Source organism: Actinomadura sp. BRA 177 (assembly GCF_013372625.1).
Classification (GTDB): domain Bacteria; phylum Actinomycetota; class Actinomycetes; order Streptosporangiales; family Streptosporangiaceae; genus Spirillospora.
Genome location: NZ_JABXFD010000405.1, coordinates 1 through 16,027 on the forward strand (window position 1 = coordinate 1; position 16,027 = coordinate 16,027).

At 67.4% G+C, this 16,027-nt stretch carries 16 protein-coding genes and 1 tRNA gene; 8 read left to right on the forward strand and 9 right to left on the reverse strand.

The features are described from left to right. A partial coding sequence (locus HUX53_RS24190) for a cupin domain-containing protein (RefSeq protein ID WP_217919835.1) occupies positions 1–511 on the reverse strand: 511 nt, incomplete at its 3' end. Positions 512–520: 9 nt separating this feature from the next. Continuing rightward, positions 521–643, reverse strand: a complete 123-nt coding sequence (locus tag HUX53_RS41470) for a hypothetical protein (RefSeq protein WP_255205583.1) — start codon at positions 641–643, stop codon at positions 521–523. Between the two features lie 208 nt (positions 644–851). Here HUX53_RS41470 and HUX53_RS42625 point away from each other — a divergent pair, with 208 nt between their 5' ends. Together HUX53_RS42625 and HUX53_RS24200 are read left to right on the forward strand one after the other, a co-directional pair. Next, a complete protein-coding gene (locus HUX53_RS42625) occupies positions 852–1,736 on the forward strand; it encodes a hypothetical protein (protein ID WP_217919836.1) in 885 nt (294 codons plus the stop codon). Further along, positions 1,733–2,404, forward strand: a complete 672-nt coding sequence (locus tag HUX53_RS24200) for a dihydrofolate reductase family protein (protein WP_176405521.1) — start codon at positions 1,733–1,735, stop codon at positions 2,402–2,404. The genes HUX53_RS42625 and HUX53_RS24200 overlap by 4 nt, the downstream gene beginning before the upstream one ends. Before the next feature lie 666 nt (positions 2,405–3,070). Here HUX53_RS24200 and HUX53_RS24205 read toward each other — a convergent pair. Then, positions 3,071–3,901: a methyltransferase domain-containing protein gene (locus HUX53_RS24205; protein ID WP_176405522.1), complete on the reverse strand. Its 831-nt coding sequence runs from the start codon at positions 3,899–3,901 to the stop codon at positions 3,071–3,073. 484 nt (positions 3,902–4,385) lie between these two features. On the opposite strand from HUX53_RS24205, the gene HUX53_RS24210 reads away from it, so the two are divergent. From HUX53_RS24210 to HUX53_RS24220, 3 genes are all read left to right on the forward strand, one after another. Next, a complete protein-coding gene (locus tag HUX53_RS24210) occupies positions 4,386–4,796 on the forward strand; it encodes an ATP-binding protein (RefSeq protein WP_309237409.1) in 411 nt (136 codons plus the stop codon). Between the two features lie 709 nt (positions 4,797–5,505). Continuing rightward, on the forward strand, positions 5,506–6,915 hold the full coding sequence (locus tag HUX53_RS24215) for an AAA family ATPase (RefSeq protein ID WP_255205574.1): 1,410 nt from the start codon (positions 5,506–5,508) through the stop codon (positions 6,913–6,915). Beyond that, positions 6,812–7,363 carry a hypothetical protein gene (locus tag HUX53_RS24220; RefSeq protein WP_309237410.1) on the forward strand — a complete coding sequence of 184 codons (552 nt, stop codon included), beginning with the start codon at positions 6,812–6,814 and terminating at the stop codon, positions 7,361–7,363. Before HUX53_RS24215 ends, HUX53_RS24220 begins: the two co-directional genes overlap by 104 nt. A gap of 125 nt (positions 7,364–7,488) precedes the next feature. Here HUX53_RS24220 and HUX53_RS24225 read toward each other — a convergent pair whose 3' ends face one another. Further along, on the reverse strand, positions 7,489–7,938 hold the full coding sequence (locus tag HUX53_RS24225; protein WP_176405525.1) for a hypothetical protein: 450 nt from the start codon (positions 7,936–7,938) through the stop codon (positions 7,489–7,491). A 373-nt stretch (positions 7,939–8,311) separates the two neighbouring features. On the opposite strand from HUX53_RS24225, the gene HUX53_RS24230 reads away from it, so the two are divergent. Then, positions 8,312–9,481 carry a HisS family protein gene (locus HUX53_RS24230; RefSeq protein ID WP_176405526.1) on the forward strand — a complete coding sequence of 390 codons (1,170 nt, stop codon included), beginning with the start codon at positions 8,312–8,314 and terminating at the stop codon, positions 9,479–9,481. A gap of 147 nt (positions 9,482–9,628) precedes the next feature. Here the strand turns inward: HUX53_RS24230 and HUX53_RS24235 are convergent, their stop codons facing one another. After that, positions 9,629–10,693, reverse strand: a complete 1,065-nt coding sequence (locus HUX53_RS24235; RefSeq protein WP_176405527.1) for a hypothetical protein — start codon at positions 10,691–10,693, stop codon at positions 9,629–9,631. Positions 10,694–10,737: 44 nt separating this feature from the next. After that, on the reverse strand, positions 10,738–11,268 hold the full coding sequence (locus tag HUX53_RS24240) for a DUF4365 domain-containing protein (RefSeq protein WP_176405528.1): 531 nt from the start codon (positions 11,266–11,268) through the stop codon (positions 10,738–10,740). Positions 11,269–11,406: 138 nt separating this feature from the next. Between HUX53_RS24240 and HUX53_RS24245 the strand changes: the two genes are divergently transcribed. Both HUX53_RS24245 and HUX53_RS24250 read left to right on the forward strand, forming a co-directional pair. Then, positions 11,407–13,536: a DEAD/DEAH box helicase gene (locus HUX53_RS24245; protein WP_176405529.1), complete on the forward strand. Its 2,130-nt coding sequence runs from the start codon at positions 11,407–11,409 to the stop codon at positions 13,534–13,536. 207 nt (positions 13,537–13,743) lie between these two features. Beyond that, positions 13,744–14,058: a hypothetical protein gene (locus HUX53_RS24250; protein ID WP_176405530.1), complete on the forward strand. Its 315-nt coding sequence runs from the start codon at positions 13,744–13,746 to the stop codon at positions 14,056–14,058. Between the two features lie 368 nt (positions 14,059–14,426). Here HUX53_RS24250 and HUX53_RS24255 read toward each other — a convergent pair. The 3 genes from HUX53_RS24255 to HUX53_RS24265 form a co-directional block, all read right to left on the reverse strand. Further along, positions 14,427–14,500: transfer RNA gene (locus HUX53_RS24255), tRNA-Pro, on the reverse strand. Positions 14,501–14,622: 122 nt separating this feature from the next. Then, entirely contained in the window at positions 14,623–15,048 is a 426-nt protein-coding gene (locus tag HUX53_RS43130; protein WP_369009213.1) for a class I SAM-dependent methyltransferase, read from the reverse strand. A gap of 42 nt (positions 15,049–15,090) precedes the next feature. Next, complete coding sequence (locus HUX53_RS24265; RefSeq protein ID WP_176405532.1) at positions 15,091–15,987, reverse strand: metallophosphoesterase; 897 nt, start codon at positions 15,985–15,987, stop codon at positions 15,091–15,093. Between the last annotated feature and the right edge of the window lie 40 nt (positions 15,988–16,027).

Genomic DNA, 16,027 nt, shown 5'->3' on the forward strand with positions numbered 1-16,027 from the left:
GGGTGGGGCCGTAGATACGCCATCGCTTGGCGCCGGATACCTGGAGGACGATGACGTCGTGATCGTCCCAGTGGACGCCGAAGCCTTCCTTCGCGGTCCACGATGCATAGGCGTTGACCTGTACGCATGTACGAAGATGGCGTTCGAGTGTGTTCACCATGCTGCCGATCGGCGGGTGCATCTCCTCGATCGCGTCCAAGACCAGTGTCGCGCCGTCGCGGAGCTGCTGGGCGACCAGATGCGGTTGCGGGGCCTCCCACGGCGGCATCCGCCGGTATGTCCGGCGCTGACAGTACTCCGACACGGGGATGGCCGCGCCGTCGGCGGACAGGCGCAGACGAGGCGGTTCCAACCGGTGGGTGTCCAAGAGCCGGTTTATTGCTGGCCAGGTCAGCAGGCCGGCGAACCGGTCCCGTCCGACGGACGCGGCTGGGTAGACCCGGTGAGTGCGGCCCAGGTCCTGGGCGAGGAACCGCTCCCCGCCCAGAACCTCGACGATCACGTCGATCATGATCGCTGGTCAGCCGTCGTTGAGGTCGGATTTGCCGGAACCCCCGCCGTCGGACGGCTGGGTGGCGCGGCCGCGCGCCGCGACGATCTTCTCCACGGCCACCACCAGGCCGCCGGTCTTCTCGCTGTCCACTGGAACTCTCCCTTCTCCCCGCCTCTGGTCGGCGGTGGTGTCGGGCCTTAGCTTGTGGTCGTCAGCGCGGATCGAACAGTGACCGAGGCCGTGCCCTGTTCCCGTGGAACCGGCCCACGGACGCGTCTCGTCAATCACCGTTGCGCACGGGCTGTGCGCCACTACCCTCTGACAAGGGGCTTTCGGCGAGTGAAGGACGAATAACGACGTGACCAGACGCAGAACCTTCGATCCCGGAGCGGTCCCCGTAGGATTCTGGTGTCGCGAGGACGTTGCGCAGGCCCTTACCAGCCGCGACGTCGGTCAACTGTTCCGGCTGTTCCTCGGGCAGTTCGCCGACTGCACCCAGACCCAGTTGGCATTACTCACCCAGCATGATCGTTCCGACATCTCCAACTGGGTGCGCGGTACCCGCCAGGGCCGAGTGTCCGACATCGAAGTACTCACCCGCATCGCCGACGGCCTGCAGATCCCCGATCAGGCCCGTCTCTTGCTCGGCCTCGCCCCGGCCGGTTCGTTTCCGCTCCACCCGAGGCCAGCCGTACCCCGCCAACGCGCGGACGCGCGTGACGCGGATGATGGAGTGGCAGTGTCGGCACCGGTGCACGTGGCCATCTGCGGCAGCAGGGCCCCCGACACCGACGCCAGCGTGATCGACGCCGCCGTACGGTGTCTGGCCCGCCTGGTCATGAGCCGCAACTACAAGGTCAGCCATGGCCCGGTCGGCGTGGGCATCGAGGTCATGACCTACATCGCCGACCAGTACCGTCCCCCCGACATCGCCCTGGCCATCGGTCTGTTCGGGCATCGCAACGTCATCCAGGACGCGGAGTTCGTCATCGTCCTCGGCGGCGGGGCCGGCACACAGGCGGAGGTCGACCTCGCGCTGTCGATGGGCAAACCGGTCATCGCTCTACCGGCCAGCGGAGGCACCGCCCGCCGCTTCTACCACCAAGCGGCCCGCGACCACCGTCTCCGCGCCCCGCTGGACGATGAACAGTTCGCCGCCCTCAACGCCTGCGCCGACCCGGGCGAGGACTTTGTCCGTATCGTCGAGCAACTGATCAACAACGACCCTCGGAGCACCACATGACCGAACGCCCCTACGTGCTGCTGTCCTGCGCCGCCTCGGTCGACGGCTACATCGACGACACCACCGACGAGCGGCTCCTGCTGTCCAACGACGAGGACTTCGACCGCGTCGACGACGTCCGTGCGAGCTGTGACGCCATCCTCGTCGGCGCCAACACCATCCGTCGGGACAACCCGCGCCTGCTCGTCCGGACCGAGGAACGCCGCAAGGCCCGCGTCGCCCGCGGCCTGCCCGAGAGCCCGATCAAGGTCACCTTCACCGCCCGCGGCGACCTCGACCCCAGCGCCAAGTTCTTCGCCGCCGGCGACGTCGAAAAGATCGTGTACTGCTCAAGCGCCGCGGTCGACAAGTGCCGTGACCGCCTCGGCGACGTCGCCACCGTTGTCGACGCCGGTGACCCCGTCGACCTCGACACCGTGCTCGCCGACCTCGCCGACCGAGGAGTGCGGCGGTTGATGGTCGAAGGCGGCGGCACCGTCCACACCCAATTCCTCACCGCCGGACTGGCCGACGAACTACAACTCGTCATCGCCCCATTCTTCGTCGGCGACTCCGGCGCCCCGCGTTTCGTCGGAACGGGTGCGTTTCCGCACCACCCCGGCAACCGGATGAGGCTCGACGAGGCCCGCCCGATCGGCGACGTCATCCTGGCTCGCTACCTCCTATAATCCGCTCCTGGACCGCCGGGATGGGGCGAGACAGTCGAGGACGATCTCTTGGCGGACACGTGGCATCGAGCATGAGCCGTGCCTTGGGGGATGCCCACGGCTTCATGTCGCTCCATCTGCCGAAGTAGTTGTATCGGCTGCGAGGCAAGTGGCCTGGCGGGTGCGGTCGTATGGGAAGCGGCGGCAGCGCTCGCGACCGGCCCAGGCTGGCGGCTTACGGCTGTGGGCTGCCTTGTGATGGCGGAACCGGACGTGGGTTCCGTGCCGAGGCTTGCCGGTTTCCCACCGCAGGTTTGCGGCGGGCCGGCGTTGGCGTCTGTGTCGTGAACGCCCGGGGAAACGCATCGAGCCGGGAGCGAACAGCTGACCGGGGACGGCCGAGTCAATGACTAAATGTCATCATGCGAACGCTCACCGTGCCATCGATCGAGCCCGCCTCGAACCGCACTCGACGAATGGCTGCGTGCCGAGGATGAACGTGCGCATCCGTGCACGTTCACGAATGCGCATGTCGTCGTCCGAACGAGACGCCTCCGTCTCGGCGCCCGACCCCGGTGCGACCGGGTGCGTTGACTTGCGGCGTGTTGTCCTTATGAAGGCGTTGATAAGGGCAACACGCCGCAAGTCAACGCGGGAAGGACCCGGCTGGCGTTCGCGATTACCGCACTAAGCGGTGCTGCGCGGCAGGGTGGGCGGGATGTGGTTGTCCGGGCGGTCGAGCCAGATGTGCTGCGTCGTGGCGGTGACGGTGAGGCCGAACCGCGAGACGGCCGGCTCGCCCATCTCCTCCCAGCGCTCGCGGGTTCGGTGCCTGACGTCCTGCGGCATCCGCTGGTCCCGCAGCGGCATGAACCAGGCGGGGCATGCGAAGCGCCCTTCGGCCGTCCCGTCCTCCCCGACGGTGAGGACCGCCAGCGGATCGTCGGGGTGGAACGTCGGTCCCCAGGGGGCGAGGATCCGACCGCCCGGCCGCGTCTGCCGCACCCACGCGTAAGGCAGCCGGCACGCCGCGGCCGTGGCGATCACGCGATCGTAGGGAGCGTTCGCGGCGTGGCCGTGCGTGCCGTCCCCGGTCACCACCTGCACGTGGCAACCGGCCCGCGCGAGCGCGGCACGGGCCTGCTCGGCCAGACCGGGGTCTATCTCGACCGACGTGACGTTCTGCGGTCCGACCAGCTCCGCCAGCAGCGCCGCGTTGTAACCGGTGCCCGTGCCGATCTCCAGCACCTTCATGCCCGGTTCGACGTCGAGCGCTTCGAGCATCGTGGCCACGATGTGCGGCGCGCTGGCCGAGCTGGTCGGCCATACCCCTCGCTCGGTGGCCCCGTCATCGACCTGCGTGATGATCGAGTCGTCGGAGCGGACGAGTGCCAGCCACCGGTCCGGGTCGTCCGCGCGCCGCAGGGGAACGGCCGAGCCGTCGTCCCGGCGCACCCAGATCACGTCCGGGACGAACGCCTCACGCGGCACCCTGCGCAGCAGCTCGTCGACGTTCATCCCTGCCGCCCGGTGCCGCCGCAGCCGGTGCAGGGAATGTCCCGAGACTTTCCGTCATCGGTGGTGGTGATCGGCACCTGCTTGCCGTGCTTCCCCATGCCGACGGCTCCTTCCGCGATTCACCTTTGAGGCCGGCCCGCTGAGCGGGCACGGTCGATCGGACGTGTCCGGTGAGGGCCGGGGTGACCGCTGACCGGAGGCTTTCGCCGTCCTGTCTCTGTGTTATCAGCCGTTCGCCGAACGTGCTGCCGATCGAGGCGCTCCGAACGGCCTTCCGCGAGCATTTGCGTGCCGCAGACGAACGTGCGCTTTCGTGAACGTTCAAGATCGTGCACGTGCGCCGCGCGGACGTCCCTGCCGTAGACGCACCATCCCTACGGCGGGCGTCCCGATCCCGAAATACGAAGGCGGACACCGGTTCCCATTGCTGAGCATGAGAGCGTCATTTCGGATCGTCCCTGTGAGGTGATCAATGCTGCTCTCGGTGACCGTTCCGGCGAAGCCGGACGCGTCGATGTACTGGCGCCGGGAATTCCACGGCAAGCCGGATCAAATCCGGCTTGTTAGGGCATTCGCCGCGCATCTACTCCCCGACTTTCCGAGCCTGGACGAGCTTCTCCTCGTCCTGGACGAACTCGCCGTGAACGCCGTCCGGCACACCCGCTCGGGCCACGACGGCGGGCGGTTCACCGTCGAGATCAGCATGGACGTGGCCGGCGTCATCGTCTACGTCACCGACCAGGGCGGCCCGGACGAGCCACACCTCCGGGACATCACCGACCTGGCCGAGGGCGGCCGGGGCCTGCTCACGGTCGAGGCCCTGGCCGCGACCTGGTCATGCACTGGCGACGCCCGAGGCCGCACCGTCCGCGCCACCTTCCCCCGCGAACGTTGAGCAGGTCGGTCATCGTGGCCGCCCATCACCTGACGAGCGCGTGCGCCGCGCTCGCTTGGAGGTGACGTAATGACTCCTGAAATGCCCTTCGCCCGACCCGGCGGAGCCCCCTGCGGGCTGATCGCCGAGAGCCGGACAGCCATGTCGGCGGAGACCGACCTCGATCTGGCCGTGGCATGGCTGCAGCGAAGGTACCCGGACCTTTGCATCTGGTGGGGCGAGTACACCGGCTCTATCTGGGCCCTGCTGCCCGACCAACTGGTCGAGGCGAAGAACGCCCTTGACCTCGCCCGCCGTATCGACGCCATCCGCGAGCGCTCCGCCCTGCGGAGCACTGCGGCCCGGCACGTCCAGCAAGCGAGGCCACTCCCTCGGACACCCCGCGGCGCCTGGGCCGACCGAAGCAGGCCGACGTCTCCCGCGGCCCCTCGGCATCGGGCTACCGCCGCAGCGACACGCCAACGGCGAGACGGCCTCCTCCGTCGCCTCCTCACCGGCGGTTGCCGCATCCTGTTCGGAGAAGCCGGGGCGCCTCAAACGTCATGAAAGCCGTCGATCAGCGACGGAGCCGGATCCTCGCGCCCCCGCCCGGCCCGAGGCCGCACCATTCGCGCAACCTTCCCCCGTTCAGCGCTGCGCGTGGGCGGCCCCGGGATAGGCTGATCTTTCAGGTGCGGCCGCCAGGACGGACAATCGTGGGAGCGGGATCATGAACGGCCGGCTGATCGAGCTGGAAGTGCAGAATTTTCGCAGCCTGCGCAAAATTACCGTGCCTTTGGGCCCGCTGAATGTTCTGGTCGGTCCCAACGGCGCGGGCAAGACCAATGTGCTGGAAGTCTTTCGCTTCCTCGCCGACGTCATTCGCACTGACCTGGAGCCGGCACTGGAAATCCGCGGAGGCTTCGAGGAACTCGTGTTCTGGGGAGGGCCGAAGCGACCGGCCTCCTTCCAGATCAAGCTGAAGGCCACATGGACCGCGCACAGCAGCATGAGCGCACCCGACGAGTACACCCTTCGCGTGGAACGGCGTGCGCCTGCCGACGCCCGACCTTCGCTCAGGCGACACGAGACCTTCCAGTTCAAGAGGACGCAGGGGCGCGGAAGGCGCATCACGATCTCCGGGCAGAGAGTGAGCGTCGAGAGCATCAGCCGGGACAAGGAGGCGTCCCAGGAGCACCTCTTCGGCATTCGTCGCCTGAGCAGTGGCCTGTCCACTCTGCCGCGTCTGTCTGACGACGAGGGAGGAAACGAGGTCGCCACAGTAGCCGAGCGCCTTGCCTCCTTCCGGGTCTTCGACGTCAGCGTTGACAGGGCACGGCGTCCGGCCCGCTTCCCGACAAAGCACGTGACGCTAGAGGAGGATGCGCCCAACCTCGCGGCCTTCCTGCTCTTCTTGGAGGGCAGAGGAAATGGGGCGTTCGAACAGTTGGTGGAAGACGCGAAGGAAGTGCTCCCGCAACTGGACGGTGTGAGCTTCGAGTATCCGTCAGGTCCCGCCCGCGAGGTGGTCGTGGTCCTGCATGAGAGAGGGCTGCGCCGACCGACACAACTCGCGGACGCCTCCTGCGGCACGATCCGCCTGCTCGGGCTGCTGGCCTTGCTCTATGACCCGCAGCCCCCCGCACTCACCTGTGTGGAGGAGATCGATCACGGGCTTCATCCGCAGGCCCTTGAACTCCTTGTCGAACGCCTGCGCGAGGCGAGCGAGCGCACACAGTTCCTGATCGCCACCCACTCACCCGCCTTCGCGGACAGGTTGAAGCCCGGTGAGCTGGTGGTGTGCGAGCGGCTCGACGACGGCTCGTCCGCGATCCCCGCCGTTCCGGAGGCCAGGGTCAGGGAGATCGCAGACAGGAGTGACAACATGCCGCTCGGACGTCTCTGGTTCTCGGGCGTGCTGGGCGGCTCGTGCCACTCGCCGCCCGGTCGTCGTGCTGGCCGGCGAGGACCGCAACGACCGGCGATGTCTGCGCATCCTGCTCGAAGCGTTCTGCGAGGAGATGCGCGGCCGGCTGGTGGAGATCAACGAGCCGGTGAGGCTCCACAAGGTTCCCGCGGATCGACTCCCGCGGAGGATCTCGGACCTGGCGGCCCTCACAAGGGCACGCGCCGCCGCTGAGGACGCGGAGCTTGCCTGCGTCTTCGTCCATGAAGACCTCGACAGCACTGACGGCGATGACTACCCGGCGATCCACCGCCGAGTGCAGGAAGCACTGCGTGCGGAAGTGGGCAGTGCGCATTACGTGTTGGCCGTCGAGGAGATGGAGGCTTGGCTGCTGCTCTTTCCCGATGCGCTGTCCAACCTGGTCGGCTCGTGGAAGCTCCCTGCGAAGTACCGCGGAAAGGACACCGGCCGCCTTGCGGACCCGAAGGGCGTCCTCATGTGGGAGCTGTCCAAAGGAGGGCGGCGCTACCGGGAATCCGACGCACCGGCCGTCCTGGAAAGGGCCGTGGCGTTGGCGCTTCACCGCGACCCCATCGGCACCAACCGCTCATGGACGCGGTTCGGCACGGACATCGCGGACTGCTGCCGCCGTCATCTCCAGCAGCCGACGAAGACGAGATGACCGGGCAGACGGACGCGCGCCACCCGGCGAACGTCAGCGCGTACTGAGGCGGGAACCAGGGGTCATGGACGCGGAAGTATCCGTCCGGCCTGAGTTCGGCGGTGGCTGAGCGTGCAGGCGGCCGGTCAGGCGCGAACGGATCTCCAGAGAGCAGCCGTTGCGGCATCGAGGCTGTAGAGCATCGCGCCACCGCTCGATTCGACGACGCGCATTGGCCATGTGTCGCTGTCGTAGTGCGTGTTCAGGTGGCGGGTGAATGCCGCCAGGTTCCCGCGCAGGCTGTGGTACTCCATCGACAGGGCCTTCACCAGATCTTGCATGTCGTACTGCTTGCCGGGCTCCTGGCAGAGGACGTCGAGAATGCGGGTGACCGTTTTGGTGGTGTTCAGTTCGGTGCTGGCCAGCCTGGCCAGCTTGTCGGCGTCCCACGCCCCAGGGGCGTCGCTCGTCCCAGCAAGCCCGGCGTCGGCGTCGGGCTCCTGCTCGAGCTCGGAGAGCAGCCGATACACGGACATGACGTGCTGAGCGGGTACTGCCACCTGGATGAACTCCTGCTCGACTTTCGGACTCATCATCTACCTCGTCCTGTTGTCCATGTGCCTGGAGTGTCTACCATAACACTCCATGTTCTAGCCGGGTAGGTCTCATGTGCCTGGAATCCTGCCTGGTGTGAGTGGAGTGGATACCGTGTTCCCCACCGCCTAGATGTGGTCTCACGCCGGAGACTGGAGCCGGGCCGGGCGTGTAGGGGCGCCGCACGGGGCTCGCTCGGACGTCGAGCTTCTGCACCTTGCCGGGTCGGAGGAGGCCCGCGGTTCGACCGGGACGATGCCGGGGCCGTCGATACCCTCGGAAGGCGTCGGTCCCCTGTTCGCTGTGATTCCGGATGTGGACCAGTTCCCATGACTTGCCTTGTCCCATTGCTCTTTTACGTGGTCAGGAGTTTTCATGGCGTCACAGCAGTTCGAGCCCCCGTCAGGCACCCGCGAGAATGTCTTCGCGCAGATCCGCGAGGTGTTCGGGCGGTACGGGTTCGAGCCGTTGCAGACGCCGGCGTTCGAGCGGCTGGAGACCCTGACCGGCAAGTACGGCGACGAGGGCGACAAGCTGATCTTCAAGATCCTTCGTCGTGGGGAGCACGAGTCCACCGGCGAAGCCGATCTGGCCCTCCGGTACGACATGACCGTCCCGCTCGCGCGGGTCGTCGCCGGCTACGGGTCGCAGCTCCCGACGCCCTATAAGCGGTACGCGATGGGGCCGGTGTGGCGGGCCGACCGTCCAGGCAGGGGCCGGTTTCGCGAGTTCGCGCAGTGCGATGTGGACGTGGTCGGGGCAGCATCCCCGCTCGCGGACGCCGAGGTGGTGTGCGCGCTGACCGACGCGCTGGATGCGGTCGGTGTACGGGATTACCGGGTGCTGGTGAACTCGCGTCAAGCGCTCTCCGGCCTGCTGGAGGTCTACGGCGTGCCCGCCGACCTCGGCGGCGGTGTGCTCATCACCCTGGACAAGCTTGACAAGCTGTCGCCGGACAAGGTCGCTGCCGAACTGGTGGACGCCCGGTCGCTGGTCCGGCTGGCGTCGCCGAAGGTGGGCGAAGACCGGATCGCGTTCACGCTGAGCCTGGTCCGGGGCCTGGACTACTACACCGGCGTCATCTTCGAGGTGGTCGCCGAGGGCATGCCGGGTTCGATCGCCAGCGGCGGACGCTACGACAAGCTGATCGCCGCGCTCGGGGGACCAGACGTGCCGGCCTGCGGCGGCTCCCTGGGTGTCGAACGGATCATTGGCCTGCTCAGTGACGATCAGGGTGATGCGCACAGGATCGATGTCGCCGTCACAGTGATCGCCGAAGACACCGCGTCCGAAGTCATGGGCTTCGCCGCGCAGCTGCGGGATGCGGGTCTGCGGACCGAGGTGTATCTGGCCGCCAGTCGCAAACTGGCCAAGCAGCTGAAGTGGGCCGCTGACCGCATGGCCCGCTTCGCGCTGATCTACGGGGCGTCCGACAAGGAAGCCGGGGTGATCACGGTCCGGGACATGGACACCGGAGAGCAGGCCCAGGTCCCGACAGGCGAGCTTGCCGCACACCTCACCGGGAGGTGTGCGCCGTCGAGGTAACGCCGCACGCCTGGACGTCGACGACGTCTCCGAACGCTGGGCCCGGGGCCTGGTCGAGTACCCGTTCCCCATCGCACTGCTGTCGCTTCAGTTCAACTGGCGCTACATGAAGGAGCACGGCGTCCGCCCGAGCCGACTCGCCACGAGTCATAGGACGCGGAAGTATCCGTCCGGCTTGAGTTCGGCACGCCGGCCGGTGCGGGTGAGGGAGCCGGAGACGCGCACTTCGAGACCTTGGCCGTGGGCGCGGAGGGCACGGTCATAGTCGTCCGGGTCGAGAGGGACCCACACCTGCCGGTTCCTGCTGACATCTCGGACGGTGAGGACGCCGCGGACGACGACCCAGCCTTGTTCGTCGGGGCGGGCCCTGTCCATGGCGCGGACTCGGCCGCGAATCTGCGCAGGCTCGGTTCTCGGTTTCCGCCCGAGGTCCTCGGCGGCGTGGGCCAGCATGCTCACCTGCTCGCCCTCGAAGCGGACCGGGGCAGTGGGTGCTTTGGCGGCCACCGTGCCGGCCCAGTCGAACTGGATCTCGAAGGGACGGTTCCGGTCGGAGCCGCCGAAGCGGGCCAGCGCCTGGCAGAGCGTCCGTGAGACACCGGCGTCCGTCCGTTCCTCGAAAGGCGTGAGCTCGGCCCGTTCGGATGCCTCCTCGGCAGCCGCCCTCACGCTGAAGAGCGCACGCCTCAACCGAAGGAGGACTCTGCGTTCGAAGGCGTCCGCGGTGGAGAAGAGCGTGTCGTCGCTGGGGCCCAGGGGAACTTCCGCGCTGATGACGAAACTTCCCTGAGCGGTACCCAGGAGAGCCTTCTCCGGGAACTCCCGGACGACCTTCGGCTTGCTGTTGGGCAGGATGAATCCCGCGCCAGGGTAGTACTCGGCATAAGCCGCAGCGATGAACAGTTCCCGCACGCCCTGGAACGCCTCAGCCGCATCGGCTGCGGGGATCAAGCCCGGCGGTGCGTCCGGGAAGAGCCGGAAGTACTGCCGATCCGTAGCGGGGGCAGCGAGCCTGTGCAACATCTCCGACTCGGGGCGCTCCTCGACCTCCGCAAGCATTCGGATGACCTCGTACATGCGTTGCGGGAAATCGCGGAAACGGTCGGAGACCGGGACGATGACCTCGAAGTTCCGCCGACCGAATTCCCAGACCGTGGCACGTCCGTTGAGATCGCCCGCCCGGCGCCAGCCCGTGGAGTTCAGGTAGCGCACGACGTCGTCGGGCGCGAGACGCTGGAGTTCGTCCCGGCTGATCGTCATGACGCCTCCGCCTGGGCCGCGGTCGCCTTCTCTGGATCCTCCACGAGTGTGCGAAGCGAATCAACGGTCAGCAGGTTGGCCTTGGGGACGTGGACAGTCGTCTTCGCGCCGGCCTTCGCGTCGACGATCGGGTTCTCGTCCGCCAGGCAGTGCCAGTAAGCGGCGTTCCGCAACAGCAGTCCGTCGTGCCCGGCCGTGGCGTACTCCCGCCACTCCTTCGGGACGATCACCAGGAACAGGAACGTGGGGTAGATGGTGGCCCACCCGTCGGCGAGGAAGTTGAAGTGGGGAACATCGAGACGATAACCCCACGTGGTGTCAGTCTCCGTGGCCACCGAACCTGACTTCACCTGGACGTTGATCCCGGGGGCGCGTGCGCCGCGGAGCGCGCCGACGCCATCAGGCCACATGCATAAATCGATGCCGTCGATATCCGGGATCGGTTTCGCCAACCGCAGGCCCGCCGCCACGGCGAGCGCGCTGACGAACGCCTCGCCGTAGCCGCCCTGGTGGTTCCTCGCATCCACGATGCCGGCGCGTCCTCCGTGCGGCGTTCCGTTGAAAGTTGTCGTATCCAGATCTAAGGCCGTAGTCGGAAATCGGTCAAGGTCCAGTAACGTGACGCTTGCGTTGCTCTGTCCGACCTGGTTGACCTGGAGGAAGCCTTGCCTCAGCTCGCCTTCGCCGCCGACTTCTTCGACGAGTACGAGAACCTGGAGAAGACGGTCAAGCAGGGTGTGCGCGAGGCGATGGCCAAGTTCCAGAGACTCACGGCCGCCGAGCTGACCGCCGACAAGGGCCTGCATCTTGAGCAACTGGAGAAAGCCCGCGATCCGCGCATCCGCACCATCCGCGTCACCAAGTTCTGGCGCGGAGTCGTGCTCGCTCCGGACGACGGCAGTGGCACCTTCCTGCTGCTCAAGGTGCTGCAACACGACAAGGCGATCGCGTGGGCGCGTAAGCGCGTAATCAGCGTCAACACGGCGACGCGCGGACTAGAGGTCCGCAACGTCGAAGCGATCGAACAGCTCACGCCGGTGCTCCAGAAGGCAGCCGAGAAGGCCCCTGCGCTTCTGTTCGCCGACTACTCCGACACCGTCCTGCGGCACCTCGGCATCGACGACGGTGTGCTGCCCGCGGTCCGCACCATCATCGACAAACCGCAACTCGAAGCCTTCGCGAAGCTGTTCCCCGAAGACCAGTTCGAGGTTCTCCAGTACCTCGCGGAGGGCTTCACGCCCGATGAGGTGTGGCAGCAGGTCGTCGCGGTCCGGCGTCCCGCCGACGCGGCTGCTGGCGAGCCCACCGAAGACCTGGCGACCGCCATCGCCAATACCCCGAGCCGCATCGCGCTCGTGTCAGGACCGGACGAACTGCAGGACATCCTGACCAAGCCGTTCGACGCCTGGCGCATCTTCCTGCACCCGTCCCAGCGGCGCATCGCCTACCGCCCGTCCTACAGCGGTGCAGCGCAGGTGTCCGGCGGGCCCGGCACCGGCAAGACCGTGGTGGCCCTGCACCGCGTCAAGCACCTCCTCGACCAGTCCGACGACGCCCGCATTTTGCTCACCACCTTCACGAACGCACTGGCCGACTCCCTGCGGGACAGCCTGACGCTCCTCCTGGACGACCCCGAAACGCTGGACCGTGTCGACGTGACCACGGTGAACGCGCTCGCCCGCCGGGTCGTGGCCGACCACGGCTCCGTCCCCTACCTGGTCTCCGAGAACGACTACCGCACCCGCAAGCGCTGGCAGAAGATCGCCAAGGGGCTCGACTTGCCATGGAACGAGCACTTCCTGGACCTGGAATTCCGGCACGTCGTTCTCGCGCAGGGCATCGGCAGCGAGGAGGAATACCTCTCGGCCTCCCGCGCCGGCCGGGGTGCCGCCCTCCGGACCCCTCAGCGCGTTGAAGTCTGGCGTGCCGTCGCCGAATTCGAGCGGCAGCTCGAAGCCGACGGCCAGTGCACCCACCTCCAGCTCTGCGCCAAAGCCGCCGAACTGCTGGCCACGGAAGGCGCGCGGTACCGGCACATCGTCGTGGACGAAGCACAAGACCTGCACCCGGCGCAGTGGCGCGTGCTCCGCAACGCCGTCGCCGAACAGCCCGACGACCTGTTCATCGCCGGCGACCCGCACCAGCGGATCTACGACACCCGAGTGTCCTTGCGGTCGATGGGCGTGAACGTCTCCGGCCGCTCAAGCAGGCTCCGCATCAACTACCGCAGCACCCAGGAGATCCTTACCTGGTCGTCCGCCATCATGACCGGCGAGAAAATCGACGACCTGGACGAGGGCTCCGACACCCTCGACGGCTACAGGTCGAGGCTCCGCGGCCGGAACCCGGCTCTGGCGTCGGCGTCCAGCCAGGCCGTCGAACTGGACCGCATGGCCGACACGGTTCGCTCCTGGCTGGACGCGGGAGTCGACCCGTCCGACATCGCGGTGGCGACCCGCTTCCACGACCTCGGCGCACGAGCGAAGCAGCGTCTGCTGTCCGACGGCATCCCCGCCGTAGCTCTGAAGGACGGCCCCGACGCATCAGAGCCAGGCGTCCGTGTCGCCACGATGCACGCGATGAAGGGCTTGGAATTCCGCTGCGTCGCCCTCATCGGCGTCACCGAACGCGCCCACCCGCTGGAGGCCGCAGTCACCGCGGCCGACCTCGACCGCATCCAGCACGAGATCGACATGCTCGCCGAACGCTCCCTGCTGTTCGTCGCCTGCACCCGCGCCCGCGAAGACCTCTACCTCTCCTGGCACGCCACCCCCAGTCCACTTCTTCCCCTGTAGGCGTGGCAGCGACCGCCTGTCAGAGCCTCCCGATACGGTTACCCGCACCGTGCGGGCCGACCCTCGAGGGGCCAGGCCTTGCGGCTCTGAGGACCTTCGGCCGGACAGCAGGAGGCTGGTCACCAAGCCGCGGGCTGCGGGTGGGCAGGGAGCCCTTGTCTGAGGATGATGTTGGAGAGCGACCAGCCTCCGGCTTAGGAGAGAAGCATGGACGAACGCGAGCGCGAGTTCCATCGGGCCATGGTGGCGATCTATCAGACGGCCAAGCGAGAGCTGGGCTACAACGCCACTCGGTTCCTGCAGATGGTCAGCAACGAAGGCGGGTTGGCCGCAGCCAAGCAACTCCTCTGGTCCGACACGCCCTCGGACGGGTTCACAACCCTCTGGGACCACGGCCGGCTGGATCTCACCGTGGAAGCTCACGTCCTGCGCCCAGAGTATGAGGAGCTCTTCACCGACGCGGACCGCCAGAAGGCGCGCGAGCGGCTGGAGCAGTACGGCTGGGTAGAACGATCGACCTGACGGCCACGTCGACACGGCGTTCACCACAAGCCCGCCGTCTGACCCAACCAGTACACCGAGGTAGCGACCCAGGAGAGATCTACCCCACCAAGGAGGCTTGGTCTGTGGCGGCATGGCGGCCGCCTCGGGTCGGTCATGGCCTGGAGGTCGAGGCGTCGAGCAGCTGCGAGTACGTCCGGACGGGTCACCTGGAGCAGACGAACGGGCCGTGGATCTGAACACGGGGGCGGTGGAGCAAGTCCGCTCGGTGCTGGTCTGGGGCGGACGGTGTCCGTGGGTGACGGCAGAGTTCGCGGACAAATGACGGACAAAAGATCTTGAGGCCGGTCTCCTGGGTGGAGATCCGGCCTCTGACCTGGCGTTTTCTGTCGGGGTGGCGGGATTTGAACCCACGACCTCTTCGTCCCGAACGAAGCGCGCTGCCAAGCTGCGCTACACCCCGGTGGTGGCTGCCCGGGAGGTCGTACGTGCTCCCGGCGCCTAGACCACTGTAGCGGATGGTGAGGGGTGCTGCGTCCCTATTTACGGGCTGTGAATCCGGTCACGGCGCACAAGGGGGTCAGGTCAATGTCGGTTAGGCCGGCGTCCCGCAGCCAGGTTCGGAGGGTGGTTGTCGTGCTTGGGGTGCCGAAGATGCCTTGGTGCTGCATGAGGGTGATCAGGGGGCTCTGCCTGCGTTGCGGACGATCGTGTTAGGACGCGGGTTAGCTCGGCTATGGCTGCTGGTGGGTCGTCCAGGCAGTGGAGGCCGTTGTAGGTGACGCAGGCGTCGAAGGTGGTGGGGGCGAAGGGGAGCGCGTAGATGTTGGTTTGGAGGAGGGCGGTCGTCCTGCGGTGGGCTCTGCGGAGCATTGTTGGGGACAGGTCGGTGGCTACGTGGTGGGGTTGCCGTCTGCTGACAGGCCGCCGCCGTAGGGGATGCCTAGGGTCAGGACGTTCGGGTCCTGGGCCGTGATTGCGTCCCGGAGGTTGGTTATGTCGTAGTTCCAGAGGCTCTGGACTGCTTTAAGACCAGGGTGGGGGTCTGCCAGGTCACCGGGGGACGAGGGTGAGCAAGGTTGCTTCTGGGGGGCAGCAGAAGCGGATGGGGGCCTTGGGGGACGTGCCTAGGCCTGCGGAGACGTGTAGCCAGGAGCTCTGGTGTTTGTGGAGGCCCTTTACTCGGGGGCGGTCTATGCCGCAGTTGGTCGCTAGGGCGCCGTAGAAGGGGACGCAGACCTGGCCGCCGTGGGTGTGGCCGGCCAGGAGGAGGTCGTAGCCGTCGGCGGCGAAGCGGTCGAGGTTGCGGGGTTCGGGGGAGTGCATGACGCCTAGGTGGACGTCGGCCTGGGGGTCGACGGGGCCGGCGATCTTGTCGTAGCGGGCGCGGTCGATGTGGGAGTCGTCGATGCCGCCGAACTCGATGTCGAGTTCGCCCACTTTGAGGCGTCCGATGCGGTTGTTGAGGTCGAGCCAGCCGGCGGCCTGGAGGGAGGAGCCCAGTTCGCGGTAGGGGAGGTCGGGTTCGCGGCGGCGCTTCTCGTAGTCGGACTTGCTCGTCCGCCAGATGTAGCGCAGGGGGTTCTTGAAGACCGGGGAGTGCAGGTCGTTGGAGCCGTAGACGAAGACCCCGGGACGGTCCAGGAGGGGCCCCAGGGCTTCGAGGAAGGGGCCGATCGCGTCGCGGTGGGAGAGGGTGTCGCCGGTGTTGACGACGAGGTCGGGTTCCAGGGCGTCCAGGGAGCGGACCCAGTGGATGAGGCGCTTCCTGCCGGGGGTGAGGTGCGCGTCGGAGATGTGCAGGATCTTCACCGGCGGACGGCCGGGTGGGAGCACCGGCACGTCGACGCGGCGGAGGCGGAACCAGTTCCGCTCGATCACCGAGGCGTACCCGAAGGTCGCGGCGCCCGCGCCCAAGAGGCCCAGGGGCACGGCGTAGATCTTTCGCACGGCTCTCCCTTCTCTGGGTCCATGCTTCCAGAGATGGGCA

Coding starts and splice junctions, on each gene's coding strand:
- HUX53_RS24200 (WP_176405521.1), top strand. CDS start 1,733: ATGACCGAACGCCCCTACGTGCTGCTGTCCTGCGCCGCCTCGGTCGAC.
- HUX53_RS24205 (WP_176405522.1), bottom strand. CDS start 3,901: ATGAACGTCGACGAGCTGCTGCGCAGGGTGCCGCGTGAGGCGTTCGTC.
- HUX53_RS24215 (WP_255205574.1), top strand. CDS start 5,506: ATGAACGGCCGGCTGATCGAGCTGGAAGTGCAGAATTTTCGCAGCCTG.
- HUX53_RS24225 (WP_176405525.1), bottom strand. CDS start 7,938: ATGATGAGTCCGAAAGTCGAGCAGGAGTTCATCCAGGTGGCAGTACCC.
- HUX53_RS24230 (WP_176405526.1), top strand. CDS start 8,312: ATGGCGTCACAGCAGTTCGAGCCCCCGTCAGGCACCCGCGAGAATGTC.
- HUX53_RS24250 (WP_176405530.1), top strand. CDS start 13,744: ATGGACGAACGCGAGCGCGAGTTCCATCGGGCCATGGTGGCGATCTAT.